Raw genomic sequence first — 13,582 nt, forward strand, 5'->3', positions numbered from 1 at the left:
CCGGTGCGCGCCGGTCAGCGCAGTGCCTGCAGCGCGGTGATCGCCGCCGCCGCCGACCACGCCTGCGGACGACAGGCGGCGGGGTAGGGGGTGGGCGTCGCGGTCTCGGCGGCGGCATCGCCCGCGTGCAGCTCCGGCACCCGGAAGCCGAAGCCCTCGGCGGCGTCGAGCATCCCGGCCACGACGGCGCGCGCAGCATCCGCTCTCCCGGCACGCAGCATGCCGTGCACGGAGATCGCGGTGTCGTGCATCCACACGCTGCCGCCGTGGTACGACAGCGGCCAGTAGCCGCGCGCGCCGGTGGACATGGTGCGGATGCCGAACCCGCTCGCCATCGACGGGTCGAGCAGCAGCGCCGCCACGTGCTCCTCGTCGGCGGGATCGAGGATGCCGGTGCCCAGCAGGTGCCCGATGTTGCTCGTGAGCGTGTCGACCGGACGTTTGTCGCGGTCGAGCGCGACGGCGGGATAGCGGCCCTCGGGAGTGGTGATCCAGAACGCCTCGCGGAATCGCGCGCGCAGGGCGTCGGCCCAGCCGCGCAACGCCGCGGGGCGCAGCGTCTCGTCGAGATCGGCGTCGGCGGCGAACGCCTCGAGCAGGTCGGCGCCTGCACGGGCGGCCTCGTACGCGTACGCCTGCACCTCGCACAGCGCGATCGGGCCCTGCGCGAGGGTGCCGTCGCGCCACTGGATCGAGTCGCCGGAGTCCTTCCAGCCCTGATTCGCCAGGCCGCGCCCGGTGCGGTCGATGTAGTCGAGGAACCCGTCGCCGTCGCTGTCGCCGTGCTCGAGGATCCACCGCAGCGCGCCCACCAGAACCGGAACGAGCTCCCGCACCTCGGCCTCCGGCATCCCGGACCGCCACGCATCGGCGAGCAGGCAGATCCACAGCGGCGTGCTGTCGACGCTGCCGTAGTAGCGCGGCGGCAGCACGATGCCCTCGCCGGGCAGTTCGAGGGTCGTGGCGCGCAGCTCGTGCAGGATCTTGCCGGGCTCCTGCGCCGTGTCGGGGTCGTCGGCGGTGCCCTGCAGCCGCGCCAGGACGCGGAGGGTGGATGCCGCGATCCCGACGTCGAGCGGCAGCGCCAGGCGGGCCGCCCACAGCGAGTCGCGGCCGAACAGGGTGAGGAACCACGGCGCGCCGGCGGCGAAGAAGTCGTCGCCGGGGGCGTCGGGGAGCACGAGGCGCAGCGCGTCGAGATCGCCGAGGGCCGTCTCGAGCCAGCGGGCGAGACGGGGATCGGATGCCTCGGCCGCGACCGCGTGCGCCTCCCACGGTGCCGGGTGGTCGGGCGCGCGCACCACCAGGGTGTCGTCGGAGAGCTCGAGGGCGAACGAGACCTCCGCCGCGCCGCCGGGCGCGATCCGCACCGGCCACATCGCCACGAGGTCGTCGCCGTCACGCCGCACCGAGGCGCCGGGCGCGGTCAGCGCGATGCGCTGGGCGCCCGAGGTGGCGGTGGCGGCGGCATCCGTCGTCTCGATCTCGACGCCACGCGCCTCGGGGGCGCCGGACTTCACCTCGTGCAGCAGGGCGAACTCGGGCGTCAGGCGCAGGGTCAGACTCGTGGAGATCGGGTCGGCGACGCGCGAGCTGAGGAGCCACGTCTCGACCACACGCCCGGGGGACACCACCCGCTCGCGCCGCAGCCGCACCTTCGGGTCGGGCGCGGGATCGTCGAGTCCGCGCAGCAGTCCGCCGAACACGACGCGCGAGGGGCCGTCGGCGGCGCGCGAGATCCACTCGACGGGCGAGTCGGCGCAGGCGAGCGTGAGCGTGCGGACATGCCGCACGTCGCCGTGGTAGACGCCGTCGATCGACGCGGGTCCGAGATCGCCGCCGTCGCCCGACCACACCTGGGTGGGGGCGCGCAGCGCGATCACCGCGTCGCTCAGCAGAGGCTGGAGGGGGGCGGTCATTCCTTGACGGCTCCTTCGCTGGCGTTCATGATGCGCCGCTGGAAGATGAAGAACAGCACGGCCACCGGGATCGTCATGATGAGGGCGGCGGCGAGCTTGAGCGGATACTGCGTGCCCTGGCTGAGCTGGCCCGAGGCGAGGCGCGCGACACCCTTCGTGAGCGTCGTCAGCTCGGGCGACTGCGCCGACACGATGAAGTGCGACAGCTCGTTCCACGACCCCTGGAACGACAGGATGATGATCGTGATGAGCGCCGGGCGCGCCATCGGGAGCACCACCGACCAGAACACGCGGAAGGTGCCGGCGCCGTCGATGCGCGCCTGCTCCTCGACCGAGACGGGGATCGACTCGAAGAAGTTCTTCATGATGAACACCCCCGCGGCATCCACGAGGAGCGGCAGGATCATGCCCGCGTACGAGTCGTACATGCCGAGCTGGTTGATCACGAGGAACTTCGGGATGAGCAGCACCACCGTCGGCACCGCCATGACGGCCACGACCCCCGCGAACACGACGCCGCGGCCGCGGAAGTGCAGGCGGGCCAGGGCGTAGCCGGCGAGGGAGCAGAAGAACACGCGCCCGAGCGTCACGCAGACCGTCACGATCGCCGAGTTGGCGAACCACACCGGGAAGTCGCTGCGCAGGAACAGCCGCTCGTAGGCGGCGAGCGACCACGTCTGCGGGATGAGCGAGACGGGATCGGTGCTGGCCTCGGCATCCGTCTTGAAGGATGTCGCCACCTGTACGAGGAACGGATAGATGTAGATGAGCGCCAGCACCACGAGCAGGGCGTACAGCAGGATCTGCCACGTGAGGGTGCGCGTGTGCCAGCGCTGGCGCGTCGGCTTCTCCCACTTCTGAGGAGGCCGGGTCATCACCTCGGCCTCGGCGAGCGTCGTGCCGGTCATCGCGGAGTCCTCTCGGAGGGGAGCTGGTACTGCCGCGCGCGCCGGCGCGACACCGGCCGCTCGCGCAGCACCCAGCGCTGCAGGATCGTGAAGGCCACGATGATCGCGAACAGGATGAACGCGATCGCGGCGCCCTGCCCCCACGACTGGTTGAGGAATGCGGACGAGTACGACAGATAGGCCGGGGTGAGGGTGGTCTTGCCGGGGCTTCCCTGCGTGCCGGTGTAGATCTGGTCGAACACCTGCCAGCAGCCGATCAGACCGAGGGTGAGCACGGTGAACAGCGTCGGGCGCAGCTGGGGGAGGGTCACCCGCCAGAAGCGCTGCCACGCGTTGGCGCCGTCCATCATCGCCGCTTCCTGCACGTCGCCGCCGAGGTTCTGCAGCGCCGCGATGAACAGGAGCATGAAGGTGCCGCTGGTCGTGAACACCGACATCAGGATGAGCGCGGACATCGCCACCGAGGGACCGGCCAGCCAGTCCCACCACGTGATGCCCAGGAATCCGCTGCCGGTCAGGGCGTCGGGACCGGAGGTGACCCCGACCGCCGCGAGCAGGTTGTGCAGCACCCCGCTGGGCTCGTTGAACCAGTTCGGACCGTTGATGCCGATCCACGACAGGATCTCGTTGACGGCTCCGGAGGCGGAGAACAGGAACAGCCACAGCACGGTGATCGCGACGGTGCTCGTCACCGAGGGGAAGTAGAACGCGGTGCGGAAGAAGCCTCGGCCCCGCAGCACCGCACGGTTGACCAGCACGGCCAGGAACAGTGCGAGCGCCGTCTGCAGCGGCACGACCAGCAGCACGTACCAGGCGTTGTTGCGCAGGGCCGTGCCGAAGTCGCGGGTGGGGAGGCCCCCCTTCGTCGTGATCGCGGCGTAGTTGTCCAGCCCCACGAACGACACGTTCCCGGAGAAGGGGCTGCCGCGACCCGACCAGTTCGAGAAGCTCACCCACAGCGCCATGAGCACCGGCACGAGGAGGAACACCCCGAGGATCACCAGGACGGGGGCGGTGAACACCCATCCGGCCAGCGCCTCGCCGCGCCGCAGGCCCCGCGAGGAGCCTCCGGCACGGCGCGGCGTGCGCACCACCGTGCTCGCAGTCATCGGCCGGGACTCAGCCCACGACCGCCTGGACGTTGGTCTGCGCGGTCTTCAGGATCTGCGCCGGGTCGCCGGTCTTGAGGGATTCCAGCTGTGCGTTGAAGTCCTTGATGACCGCGGTGATGCCGTTGTTGACGGGCACGCTCTTGGCGTAGTCGGCTGCCTTCAGGAACGACGCGAGCGCGGGGTTCTCGCTCGTCCACTGCGCGGCGGCGGAGCGCACCGGCGGCATCGGGCCGAACGCCTTCGAGAAGGCCAGCACCTGGTCGGCGCTCGTCAGGTACTGCACGAGGTCGAGCGCGGCCTTCTGGTTGGGGCTGTCTGCGGCCATGCCCCAGCAGTTGGTGAACTGCAGCGTGCCCTGGCCCGACGGTCCGGCCGGCAGGGGTGCGACGACGTACTGCACGGTCGGGAAGTCGGCCGACATGGCGCCGGTGATCCAGTTGCCCTCGATCGTCATGGCCGCGAGGCCTTTGCCGAACGCCTCGCCGCCCCAGCCCGCTCCGACGTCCTTGGCGTACGCGAAGGTGCCCGCCGCGAGGTGGGTCTTCACGTAGGTGAGGGCGTCGACGTTGCCGGTGCTGTCGGCCGTCGCGGTCTTGCCGTCGTCACTGACGAGGCCGCCGCCGGCCTGCGCCATGAACGCGCCGACGCGCTGGTACTCCGCGCCGAAGGCGAGACCGACGACGCCGTTCGCGGTCAGCTTCTGAGCGACCGTGGCGAGCTGGTCCCACGTGGTGGGCAGGTCGGCGTCCGTCAGCCCCGCGGCATCCCACAGCCCCTTGTTGATGACCAGCTGCAGCGTGGAGAAGTCCTTCGGGGCGCAGTAGAACTGGTCCTGGTAGGTGAAGTTCTGCACGAGCGAGGGGTAGAAGTCGTCCTTGTTGCCGAGCATGTCGCCGTACGCCTTGAGCGAGCCGTTGCCCGCGTAGCCGGCGAGGGCCTCGGGGGCGAGGTAGAACAGGTCGGGCGGGGATCCGGCGGCGAAGCCCTGCGACAGCTCCTGGGGGAGATCGCTCGCGACGCTCACGGTCGCCTGGATGCCGGACTGCTTCGACCAGGCCGCGACGGCGGCGTTCACGGCAGTGGTCTCGGCCTCGCCAGACGAGCCGATGAGGAGCTTGAGCGGATCGCTCGACGAGGTGAGGTCGCCCGAGGCGGCGGACCCGGACGCCCCGGGGTCGCTGAAGCCCGAGCCGCACCCGGCCAGGACGATCGCTCCGACGGCGGTGATCGCCCCCGCGGCGAGGAGGCGGCGGAGTCTGCTGCGTGTCATGTCTCTTCTCCTTCGATGAGCCCGTGCAGTGAGGGGGTGCGCAATTTGATCGTTCAAACTTCGCTGTGCGATCGACGCTAAGGGCCGGGCGACGGGGTTGTCAAGTGCCGCCGGGGCGCGCGTAGGATGACGATTCACAGTTCGGATGCCGGAGCGGAGCCATGGATCGGACCCCTACCGTCGAGGACGTGGCGCTGGCCGCGGGCGTGTCCCGGCAGACCGTCTCGAACGTGCTGAACGCTCCCGACGTGGTCAAGCCGGCCACCCGCGAACGCGTCGCACGCGCGATCGCCGAGCTCGGCTATCGCCCCCACGCGGCCGCACGGCGCCTGCGCACGCGACGCAGCTCGACCATCGGCATCCATCTCGATCCCTACGCCGGAGGCATCTCGGGCGTCGTGCTCGACCGCTTCGTGCACGCGCTCACCGAACGCTCCAGCGAACGCGGAATGCGGATGCTGGTCTACGCCGCCCGCTCGCCCGAGGAGGAGCTGGCCCGCCTCGCCGACCTCACCGAGGGCGGCGAGGTGGACGCGGTCGTGATCACCGGAACCTTCCACGGCGACCCCCGCACCGGGTGGCTGGCGGAGCGCGGCATCCCGTTCGTGTCGTTCGGTCGGCCGTGGGGTGCGGATGACGTCTCGGCTCCCGCGCACCTGTGGGTCGACGTCGACGGTGCGGCGGGCACCCGCGCGGCGACCCGCCACGCGATCGCGTCGTCCGGACCGCGCGTCGGGTTCCTCGGGTGGCCCGTGGGCTCGGGCACCGGCGACGACCGCGAGCGGGGCTGGCGGGAAGCGGGCGCGGGCGGGCCGCGGCTGGTGACCGAGGAGAGCGTGGCCGGGGCGCGGGACGCCGCCGGTCGGGCGATAGTCGACGGCGAGCTCGACGCGCTGGTGTGCGCCAGCGACTCCCTCGCGATCGGCGCGCACGTCGCCGCGGTGGCCGCCGGTCGCGGCGACCTGCCGATCATCGGCTTCGACAACACCCCGGCCGCCGAGGCGCTCGGGCTCTCGAGCGTCGAGCAGCTGCCCGAGGAGGTCGCCGGCGGTGCGCTCGAGCTGCTGATGGGATCGTCGGGCACGTCGATCCGGCCCCGCGCGGCCACTCCCGGTGAGGCGCACGTGCTCGTCGAGCCGCGCCTCGTGCTGCGCTGACCCGCGCGCGTCCCCGCCCGCGCACGTCGGGCGGTCGCGACACGCCGCGCGAGCCGCGACCTGCGCGGCGTGTCGTGACGGTTCGGTGGGGGAGGAGGCCGCGGATCAGCGTGCGGTCGGGCGGCCGATGCGACGCTCGAGCTCGCGCGCGGCGCGGGTGACCGCGGCGGCGACCACCTCCTCGTCGACGTCGCGGTCGTCGGGGTAGGTCACCGCGAACGCCGCCGTCGGCCAGCCGGCGTGGTCGCGCACCGCCACCCCGACCGAGCGCAGGCCCAGACTCACCTCGCCGTCCTCGGTCGCGTGACCGCGGGTCCGCACCCCGCGCAGCACGTCCCGCAGCTCGGACGGGCGCGCGGGACCCCGGCCGGTGCGATCGGCGAAGGCCGAGGCATCCGGGAACAGCGCCCGCACCTGCGCGGGCGAGAGCGCCGCGAGCATCGCCCGGCCGCTCGCGGTGAGGTGCGCGGGCAGGCGCACGCCGACGTCGGTGACGAGCGCGGGGCGCCGCGGAGCGCGCTCCTCGACGAGATAGAGCACGTCGCGGCCGGTCATCACCGCGAGGTGCGCGCTCTCGCCGGTGGCGTCGGCCAGCCCCGCCACGAGGGGCCGACCCAGACGCGCGAGCGGCTGCTGTCGGGCGAACCCTCCCGCCAGCTCGAACGCCGCCGTGCCCAGTCCCCAGCGGCGATCGCCGGGCAGGTGCACGACGAAGCCGTGCGCGGCGAGGGCGGCCAGCAGGTGGTACACCGTCGAGCGCGGGATCCCCAGCGCGGCGGCGAGCGTCTGCGCGGCGACCGGGCCGGGCTGGCGGGCGAGATGGGCGAGGATGCGCAGGGTCTGGTCTGCGGCCGGCACCTGCGGGCGGGCGGCGGTGGTCATGCGCCCAGGATGCCACGCAGCCGTCTGGGATCACAGACGGCGGATGCCTGGAGCCTCTGTCTCCCCGCCGGGCGCGGGTGTGGAATCGAGCCATGAGCAGTGCACCCGCCGCGACCGCCACCCGATCCGTCCGCGTGGGGGGCGCGCCTCTCACGCCCGAGGACGTCGTCGCGGTCGCCCGCCACGGCGCCCGCGTGGAGCTCGATGAAAGGGCTCTCGAGCGCGTCGGCGAGACGCGCGCGCTCGTGGAGGCGCTCGCCGACGACCCGCAGCCGCACTACGGCGTCTCGACCGGGTTCGGGGCGCTCGCCACGACGTTCATCGAGCCCGAGCGGCGCCGGCAGCTGCAGGCGAGCCTGATCCGCTCGCACGCGGCCGGCACCGGGCCCGAGGTCGAGCGGGAGGTGGTGCGCGCGCTGCAGCTGCTGCGCCTGCAGACCCTCGCCACCGGGCGCACCGGCGTGCGACCGGTCGTCGTGGAGACGTACGCGACGATGCTCGACGCCGGCATCACGCCGATCGTGCGCGAGTACGGGTCGCTCGGCTGCTCCGGCGACCTGGCGCCTCTCTCGCACGTCGCCCTGGCCGCGATGGGGGAGGGCGAGGTGCGGGTCGGCACCGCATCCGGCCCCGGCGAGCCCGTCCCTGCCGCGCAGGCGCTCGCCGAGGCATCCATCCGCCCGCTCGTGCTGGAGGAGAAGGAGGGACTCGCCCTCGTCAACGGCACCGACGGGATGCTCGGGATGCTGCTGCTCGCCGTCGCCGACCTGTCGATGCTGCTCGACACCGCCGACGTCGCCGCCGCGATGTCGGTCGAGGCGCAGCTGGGCACCGATGCGGTGTTCGCGGCCGACCTGATGGCACTGCGCCCGCAGTCGGGGCAGGCGGTGTCGGCCGCGCACCTGCGCGCGCTGCTGGACGGCTCGGCGATCATGGCCTCGCACCGCGACCCGGCCGTGTGCACGCGCGTGCAGGACGCCTACTCGCTGCGCTGCTCGCCGCAGGTGCACGGCGCCGCGCGCGACACCCTCGACCACGCGCGGATGGTCGCGACGCGCGAGTTGGCGGCCGCGATCGACAACCCGGTGGTCACCCTCGACGGGCGGGTCGAGTCCAACGGCAACTTCCACGGCGCGCCGATCGCCTACGTGCTCGACTTCCTCGCGATCGCCGTGGCCGATGTCGCGTCGATCTCGGAGCGGCGCACCGACCGCGCCCTCGACCCCGCTCGCAGCAACGGGCTGCCGCCGTTCCTCGCGCACGAGGTGGGTGTGGATTCGGGTCTGATGATCGCGCAGTACGCCGCCGCGGGCATCGTTTCGGAGCTGAAGCGGCTCGCCGTGCCCGCCTCGGTGGACTCCATCCCGTCGTCGGCGATGCAGGAGGACCACGTCTCGATGGGATGGGCGGCGGCGCGCAAGCTGCGCCGGGCCGTCGACGGCCTCGCCCGCGTGCTCGCGGTCGAGCTGGTGACCGCCGCCCGGGCACTCGACCTGCGTGCGCCGCTCGAGCCGGCCACCGCGACCGCGCGGGCGCGCGCCGTCGTGCGGCGCGGAGCCGGCGGACCCGGCCCCGACCGCTTCCTGTCGCCCGAGATCGAGGCGGTGACCGCGCTCGTGCTGTCGGGAGCGGTGGCGGATGCCGCGCTCGGTCCCGTCCGCGAGGGAGGAAGCTCCGTCCGCGTGGCCGGACGCCCCGCCGCAGCGGAGGAGATCGCGGTTTCTGAGGAGGAATCGGCGTGATGTCTCCTCATAAACGCGAATCTCCTCAGAACCACGAACGAAGGAGCGACAGATGAACGAGACCACGTCGGGCACCCGGGTGATCCGCGCCCCACGCGGCCCGGAGCGCACAGCCAAGAGCTGGGGCGCGGAGGCGGCCAAGCGGATGCTGATGAACAATCTCGATCCGGAGGTGGCGGAGCATCCCGAAGACCTCGTCGTCTACGGCGGCACGGGCAAGGCCGCGCGGTCGTGGGCGGCGTTCGACGCGATCGTGCGCACGCTCGACGAGCTCGAGCCCGACGAGACCCTGCTCGTGCAGTCGGGGAAGCCCGTCGGGGTGTTCCGCACCCACGAGTGGGCACCGCGGGTGCTGATCGCGAACTCCAACCTCGTGGGGGACTGGGCGACGTGGCCCGAGTTCCGCCGCCTGGAGGACCTCGGGCTCACGATGTACGGGCAGATGACGGCCGGCTCCTGGATCTACATCGGCACGCAGGGCATCCTGCAGGGCACCTACGAGACGTTCTCCGCGGTCGCCGGCTCGCTCGGCCGGCCGTCGCTGAAGGGCACGCTCACCCTCACCGCCGGGTGCGGCGGGATGGGCGGCGCGCAGCCGCTCGCCGTCACGCTCAACGAGGGCGCGGTGCTGATCGTCGACGTCGATGCCTCCCGCCTCGAGCGCCGCGTCGCGCACGGCTACCTCGACCGTCACACCGCCGACCTCGACGAGGCCGTCGCACTCGTCCTGGCCGCCAAGGATGCCGGCGACGCGCTGTCGGTCGGGCTCGCGGGGAACGCCGCCGAGGTGTTCCCGGAGCTGCTGCGCCGCGGCATCCCGATCGACATCGTCACCGACCAGACCAGCGCCCACGACCCGCTCGCCTACCTGCCCGTGGGCGTGTCGGTGGAGGAGTGGCACGCCGAGGCGGAGCGCGACCCGGAAGGGTTCACGGCGCGGGCGCGTGCGTCGATGGCCGCGCACGTGGCGGCGATGGTGGGCTTCCAGGATGCCGGGGCCGCCGTGTTCGACTACGGCAACTCGATCCGCCGCGAGGCCGAGCTGGGCGGATTCGATCGTGCCTTCGCATTCCCGGGGTTCGTGCCCGCCTACATCCGGCCGCTGTTCGCCGAGGGGAAGGGCCCGTTCCGCTGGGTGGCGCTCTCGGGAGACCCGGAGGACATCGCCAAGACGGACGCCGCCGTGAAGGAGCTGTTCCCGGAGGATGCCGCCCTGCACCGCTGGCTCGACAAGGCCGGGGAGAAGGTGCACTTCGAAGGGCTCCCGGCGCGCATCTGCTGGCTCGGCTATCAGGAGCGGCACCTCGCCGGGCTGCGGTTCAACGAGATGGTCGCCGCGGGCGAGCTGTCGGCGCCGATCGTGATCGGTCGTGATCACCTCGACGCGGGGTCGGTCGCGTCGCCCTACCGCGAGACCGAGGCGATGGCCGACGGCTCCGACGCGATCGCCGACTGGCCGCTGCTCAACGCGCTGCTGAACACCTCCAGCGGGGCGTCGTGGGTGTCGATCCACCACGGCGGAGGCGTCGGCATCGGGCGCAGCATCCACGCCGGCCAGGTCACGGTCGCCGACGGGTCGGCCCTCGCCGCCGAGAAGCTCGCGCGGGTGCTGGTCAACGACCCCGGCACGGGCGTCATGCGCCACGTCGACGCCGGCTACGAGCGCGCCCGCGAGGTCGCGCGCGACCGCGGCCTGACCGTGCCGATGCCATGACCCTGCTGCTGACGCGCATCGGCGAGCTGACGACGAACGTCGGCCGCGACGGCGACCCGTGCGGGACGATGACGGATGCCGCGCTGCTCGTCGACGGCGGACGCATCGCGTGGGTCGGGGCCGCGGACGACGCCCCCGGCGCCGACGAGATCGTCGACGCCGCCGGCGGCGCCGTGATCCCGGGCTTCGTCGACAGCCACACTCACCTCGTGTTCGGCGGCGATCGCGCCGACGAGTTCGCCGCGCGCATGGCGGGCATGCCGTATGCTGCCGGTGGCATACGGCGCACGGTCGCCTCGACCCGCGCCGCGGGTGACGACGAGCTGCGCGCGCGGCTCGCCGGGTTCACCGCCGAGCTGCGCGCGCAGGGCACCACGACGTTCGAGGTGAAGACGGGCTACGGGCTCACCGTCGCCGACGAGAAGCGGCTCGCTCGTGTGGCGGCGGAGGTCACGCCCGAGGTCACCTACCTCGGCGCCCATGTCGTGCCGCCGGAGTACGCCGACGACCGCGACGGGTACGTCGATCTGGTGTGCGGCGAGATGCTCGACGCCGTCGCCCCGCACGCGCGGTGGATCGACGTGTTCTGCGAGCGGGGCGCGTTCACGCCCGACGAGTCGCGCCGGGTTCTCGCCGCGGGGATCGCGCGCGGCCTCCTCCCGCGCGTGCACGGCAACCAACTCGGCCCCGGGGAGGGCGTGCGGATCGCCGTCGCGGCGGGCGCGGCATCCGTCGACCACTGCACCTACCTCGACGACGATGATGTGGCGGCGCTCGCGGCATCCGACACCGTCGCGACACTCCTGCCCGGGGTGGAGTTCTCCACCCGCCAGCCCTACCCCGACGCCCGACGGCTGCTCGACTCCGGCGTCACCGTGGCGCTCGCGAGCGACTGCAACCCGGGGTCGAGCTTCACCAGCTCGATGCCGCTGATGATCGCCCTCGCCGTCCGCGAGATGGGCATGACCGTGCCCGAGGCGGTGTGGGCGGCGACCGCCGGGGGAGCGCGGGCGCTGCGCCGCGACGACGTCGGGGCGATCGCCCCGGGGATGCGCGCCGACCTGGTGCTCCTGGACGCCTCGACCCGCACCCACCTGGCCTACCGCCCGGGGGTTCCGCTGGTCGCCGCGGTGTGGAACGACGGAGTGCGGCTCTAGCGCGGACTGTCGAAGCTCCACGAGGCGGGAGGGACGGCGGTCGCGACATCCCACTCGTCCTCGTCCCACGCGAACGACGCGACCGCGCACGTCGGCATGTGCGCGATGCCCCCGTCGGAGAGCTGCTCGGCGAGCACCGACATGCCGGGATCGTGGGCGACGATCAGCACCGACGGCACCCGGAGTGCGGATGCCTCGGCCAGGAGCGTGCGCGCCGACGCCCCGTAGAGCTCGGGCACGAGGTCGACCGCGACCCCGAGCACCTCGCCGAACGCCGCCGCCGTCGTGCGCGCCCGCAGCGCGGTGGAGGAGCGGATCGCGTCGGGCCGGAACCCGGTCGCGGCCAGGCGCTCGGCCATGCGCGGGGCATCGCCGGTGCCGCGTCCGTTGAGCGGACGGTCGTGGTCGTCGAGCCCGGGATCGCCCCACTCCGACTTCGCGTGCCGCACCAGCACGAGCCGGATCACGTGCGCACCGCGAGACCGGCCAGCAGCTCGAGGACGCACAGCGCCGCGAGCCGCACCGTGCGCCCGTCGGGGGTGTCGGCGGTCGCGTCCACCTCGACGATGTCGGCACTGGCGACGCGGGGATCGGATGCCGCGGACCGCACGAGGGCGCGCAGCTCCCACGCCGCGAGGCCGCCGGGCACGCTCGCCGGGCAGCCGGGCGCCGCCGAACGATCGCAGACGTCCACGTCGACGTCGAGGTGCACCGCGCCCTCGCCCGCGCCCGCCACCTTCAGCGCCCGCGCCATCACCGCCCCGACACCGAGACGGCGCACGTCGTCGAGGGTGATCACCGTGATGCCGAGATCGGACGCGCGGCGCGCGTAGGCGGCCGAGTTGGCGAAGTCGGCGATGCCGATCTGCACGATCCGCCAGGGGTCGAGCCCGTCCGCGACGAGGCGGCGCACCGGCGAGCCGTTGGAGACGCCGTCGCGCAGGTCGAAATGCGCGTCGAGGGTGATCAGCCCTCCTGCGCCGGCACCCTGCGCGACGGGGAACGTGGCGGCGTTGTCTCCGCCGAGAGCCACGACCAGCCGAGCCCGAGCCGCCAGCTCCGCCACGCGAGCACGCACCGCGGCCTCGCCGGCCTCCCCGTCGGGCTCGGCGACGTCGCCCGCGTCGGCGATGCGCAGCGCCTCGGTCAGATCGGTCGGCGGCGGTCCCATCAGCGTCGGACTGAAGCGCCGCAGAGCGGCCCGGATCGCGGCCGGAGTCGCGTGCGCGCCGGTCGGCGACAGGGACGTGCGCCAGGTGGGGACACCCACGAGCACGGCATCGACGGAGCCGTCGGGGGCGGGCCAGTCCCCGGCGCGCGGCCAGAGCGGATCGACGGGCAGGCTCATACGCTGACGTACACCCACGCGATGCGGCCCGATTCCAGCGGCGCCTGCACCCGCTGGTAGAGGGCGACCTCGTACTCGTCCGCGGCATCCAGCTCGTCCGGCGTCAGCAGCAGCACCCGGCCGGTGACCTTGTCGCGGGGGCTTCCGGTCGCCCGCACCACGGGATGCGTGGCCTGCCCCGACAGGTCCACGACCCGTGGATCGTCGATCTCGGCGTAGGCGATCGTGAAGCCGGGGAGCACGTCGTCGTCGCCGTCGATGAGACGGCCGAAGGTGTCGAGCTGCACGCGGGGCAGCTGCAGCGTGCCGTAGCTGAACAGGAGCTGCGAAGGCAGCTCCTCATCCCAGGAGGCGGCGGGGTCGACCACAGCCC

The 13,582-nt window shown here is 73.1% G+C and carries 12 protein-coding genes; 4 read left to right on the forward strand and 8 right to left on the reverse strand.

Translation table 11 applies throughout. The features are described 5' to 3' along the window. Nucleotides 1–14: 14 nt before the first annotated feature. The 4 genes from ACSJDX_RS09190 to ACSJDX_RS09205 are packed head-to-tail and all read right to left on the reverse strand — an operon-like array spanning nt 15 to nt 5,209. Nucleotides 15–1,919, reverse strand: a complete 1,905-nt coding sequence (locus ACSJDX_RS09190) for a glycogen debranching N-terminal domain-containing protein (protein WP_438352384.1) — start codon at nt 1,917–1,919, stop codon at nt 15–17. After that, the gene (locus tag ACSJDX_RS09195) at nt 1,916–2,794 is read right to left on the reverse strand and encodes a carbohydrate ABC transporter permease (RefSeq protein WP_438354961.1); all 879 of its coding nucleotides are present in this window, start codon (nt 2,792–2,794) and stop codon (nt 1,916–1,918) included. The genes ACSJDX_RS09190 and ACSJDX_RS09195 overlap by 4 nt, the downstream gene beginning before the upstream one ends. Nucleotides 2,795–2,823: 29 nt before the next feature. Continuing rightward, entirely contained in the window at nt 2,824–3,936 is a 1,113-nt protein-coding gene (locus ACSJDX_RS09200) for a carbohydrate ABC transporter permease (protein ID WP_438352385.1), read from the reverse strand. Nucleotides 3,937–3,946: 10 nt separating this feature from the next. Continuing rightward, complete coding sequence (locus ACSJDX_RS09205; RefSeq protein WP_438352386.1) at nt 3,947–5,209, reverse strand: sugar ABC transporter substrate-binding protein; 1,263 nt, start codon at nt 5,207–5,209, stop codon at nt 3,947–3,949. 161 nt (nt 5,210–5,370) lie between these two features. On the opposite strand from ACSJDX_RS09205, the gene ACSJDX_RS09210 reads away from it, so the two are divergent. Further along, nucleotides 5,371–6,366 carry a LacI family DNA-binding transcriptional regulator gene (locus ACSJDX_RS09210; protein ID WP_438352387.1) on the forward strand — a complete coding sequence of 332 codons (996 nt, stop codon included), beginning with the start codon at nt 5,371–5,373 and terminating at the stop codon, nt 6,364–6,366. A gap of 105 nt (nt 6,367–6,471) precedes the next feature. On the opposite strand, the gene ACSJDX_RS09215 is transcribed toward ACSJDX_RS09210, so the two are convergent. Beyond that, nucleotides 6,472–7,248 (reverse strand): IclR family transcriptional regulator, encoded by a 777-nt coding sequence (locus ACSJDX_RS09215; protein WP_438352388.1) that lies wholly within the window; start codon nt 7,246–7,248, stop codon nt 6,472–6,474. Between the two features lie 92 nt (nt 7,249–7,340). Here ACSJDX_RS09215 and hutH point away from each other — a divergent pair, with 92 nt between their 5' ends. The 3 genes from hutH to hutI are packed head-to-tail and all read left to right on the forward strand — an operon-like array spanning nt 7,341 to nt 11,861. Beyond that, entirely contained in the window at nt 7,341–8,990 is a 1,650-nt protein-coding gene (hutH, locus tag ACSJDX_RS09220) for a histidine ammonia-lyase (RefSeq protein ID WP_438352389.1), read from the forward strand. Nucleotides 8,991–9,042: 52 nt separating this feature from the next. After that, complete coding sequence (gene hutU / locus ACSJDX_RS09225; RefSeq protein WP_438352390.1) at nt 9,043–10,704, forward strand: urocanate hydratase; 1,662 nt, start codon at nt 9,043–9,045, stop codon at nt 10,702–10,704. Next, on the forward strand, nt 10,701–11,861 hold the full coding sequence (gene hutI / locus ACSJDX_RS09230) for an imidazolonepropionase (protein WP_438352391.1): 1,161 nt from the start codon (nt 10,701–10,703) through the stop codon (nt 11,859–11,861). Before hutU ends, hutI begins: the two co-directional genes overlap by 4 nt. Here hutI and ACSJDX_RS09235 read toward each other — a convergent pair. The 3 genes from ACSJDX_RS09235 to ACSJDX_RS09245 are packed head-to-tail and all read right to left on the reverse strand — an operon-like array spanning nt 11,858 to nt 13,577. Then, nucleotides 11,858–12,328 carry a SixA phosphatase family protein gene (locus ACSJDX_RS09235; protein WP_438352392.1) on the reverse strand — a complete coding sequence of 157 codons (471 nt, stop codon included), beginning with the start codon at nt 12,326–12,328 and terminating at the stop codon, nt 11,858–11,860. The two genes, hutI and ACSJDX_RS09235, sit on opposite strands and share 4 nt — an antisense overlap. Further along, nucleotides 12,325–13,209, reverse strand: a complete 885-nt coding sequence (locus ACSJDX_RS09240) for an agmatinase family protein (RefSeq protein WP_438352393.1) — start codon at nt 13,207–13,209, stop codon at nt 12,325–12,327. The genes ACSJDX_RS09235 and ACSJDX_RS09240 overlap by 4 nt, the downstream gene beginning before the upstream one ends. Further along, nucleotides 13,206–13,577, reverse strand: coding sequence for a gamma-glutamylcyclotransferase family protein (locus tag ACSJDX_RS09245; protein WP_438352394.1), 372 nt, complete (start codon nt 13,575–13,577; stop codon nt 13,206–13,208). Before ACSJDX_RS09245 ends, ACSJDX_RS09240 begins: the two co-directional genes overlap by 4 nt. Between the last annotated feature and the right edge of the window lie 5 nt (nt 13,578–13,582).

Origin of the sequence: Microbacterium fluminis, assembly GCF_051549805.1 — a bacterium.
GTDB lineage: Bacteria > Actinomycetota > Actinomycetes > Actinomycetales > Microbacteriaceae > Microbacterium.